Origin of the sequence: Burkholderia sp. (assembly GCF_018375725.1) — a bacterium.
GTDB lineage: Bacteria > Pseudomonadota > Gammaproteobacteria > Burkholderiales > Burkholderiaceae > Burkholderia.
This window is the reverse complement of record NZ_JAHACR010000487.1, coordinates 1-1,811: the sequence shown is the minus strand read 5'-3', so window position 1 is coordinate 1,811 and position 1,811 is coordinate 1. Positions and strand designations below refer to the sequence as shown.

Genomic DNA, 1,811 nt, shown 5'->3' with positions numbered 1-1,811 from the left:
AAGTCGTGGCGCGACTACTTCTTCGACGATCCCGCGACGTCCGGCGGAAGCTGAACGGCAACCGGCCGCCGGCGTATGCGCATGCGCCGGCGGCGGGTCCCGCGGTGCAACCGACGCTTATGTGCCGCGATGGTTTGAATATGCGCAATGATTGGTTGGTGCATGGATCGGCCGACCTTAAGGTGACGTTTTTTCTGCCGGATTCCCGATCGTGAATGTCACCACGTCCCGAAGCTGGGCGCTGCCGGATACGGCGCGTCCGCGCCCGTCGCCCGCATTCAGGGCGGCGGCCGATCTTTCTCCCGCCGCGCATCCGGCGCCCAACGCCGGCGATCCTGCCGCGCACAGCGAGCGCCTGCTCGCGATCGATGGCGTGAGCCTCGAATACCGCAGCCACGCGCGCATCGTCCGCGCGACCCATCAGGTGAGCTTCGATGTCTACGGCGGCGACCGCTTCGTGCTGCTCGGGCCGTCGGGCTGCGGGAAATCCACGCTGCTGAAGGCGATCGCCGGTTTCATCGAGCCCGTGTCCGGCACGATCTCGCTCGGCGGCGAACCCGTGCGTGGACCGGGCGACGATCGTATCGTCGTGTTCCAGGAGTTCGACCAGTTGCCGCCATGGAAGACCGTGGCGGAAAACGTCGCGTTTCCGCTGCGCGTCGCGAAGAAGCTGCCGCGTGCGGAAGCGCGCGAGCGCGCGCTGCACTACCTTGACAATGTCGGGCTCGCCGGATTCGCCCACGCGTATCCGCATACGCTGTCCTGCGGCATGAAGCAGCGCGTGGCGATCGCACGCGCGCTCGCGATGCAGCCGCGCGTGCTGCTGATGGACGAGCCGTTCGCCGCGCTGGATGCGCTGACACGCCGCAAGATGCAGGAGGAGTTGCTGCGCCTGTGGGACGACGTGCGCTTCACGCTGCTGTTCGTCACGCATTCGATCGAGGAGGCGCTCGTCGTCGGCAATCGGATTCTGCTGCTGTCGCCGCACCCAGGCCGTGTACGTGCGGAACTCAACAGCCACGGCTATTCGCTGGACAGCGTCGGCCGCGCGGATTTCCGTGAAAGCGTCGCACGTATCCACCGGCTGCTGTTCGAAACGGACACGTCACCCGAACAGGAGGCCGCGCGATGAGCACGCCGCACCCGACCCTGCCGCCGCTTCCGCCCGTGCGCGCGGAATACGAACGGCCGCTGCAGGCGCCGCTGGACGCCGAGCACGCACCCGTCGTGCCGCCTGTGCGGCGCGTGCTCGAATCAGGCGCATTCCGCCGCACGCTGATCGCGCTCATGCTGATCGCCGTGTGGGAGATCACCGCGCGGCTCGTCGCGAACGATCTGCTCGTGCCGACCTTCGGCGCGACGTTCGCCGCGTTCGTGCAGGGCATCGTGTCGGGCGAACTGCTCGTGAAGACGGGCATCTCGATGTCGGTGCTGCTGCGCGGCTATGCGCTTGGCGTCGTGCTCGCATTCGCGCTGACGTCGGTGGCTGTATCGACGCGCTTCGGCCGCGACCTGTTGTCGATGCTCACGTCGATGTTCAATCCGCTGCCGTCGATCGCGCTGCTGCCGATCGCGTTGCTGTGGTTCGGCCTCGGCACGGGCAGCCTGCTGTTCGTGCTTGTGCACGCAGTGTTGTGGCCGCTTGCGCTGAGCATGTATACGGGTTTCCTGGGCGTGCCCGCGACGCTGAAGATGGCCGGCCGCAACTATGGGCTGACGGGGCTGCGGCAGGTCGCGCTGATTCTCGTGCCGGCCGCGCTGCCGTCGATTCTCGCGGGGCTGCGTGTCGGGTGGGCGTTTGCGTGGCGCAC

At 67.5% G+C, this 1,811-nt stretch carries 3 protein-coding genes; all 3 read left to right on the top strand.

All coding sequences use genetic code 11. The features are described from left to right. Window positions 1-215: hypothetical protein (locus tag KH616_RS24720; protein ID WP_292254804.1), on the top strand; the 215-nt coding region annotated here is incomplete at its 5' end. Further along, window positions 212-1,132 carry an ABC transporter ATP-binding protein gene (locus tag KH616_RS24715; protein ID WP_292254802.1) on the top strand — a complete coding sequence of 307 codons (921 nt, stop codon included), beginning with the start codon at window positions 212-214 and terminating at the stop codon, window positions 1,130-1,132. The genes KH616_RS24720 and KH616_RS24715, both read left to right, overlap by 4 nt. Continuing rightward, on the top strand, window positions 1,129-1,811 hold a 683-nt coding region (locus KH616_RS24710), incomplete at its 3' end, for an ABC transporter permease subunit (RefSeq protein ID WP_292254799.1). The genes KH616_RS24715 and KH616_RS24710, both read left to right, overlap by 4 nt.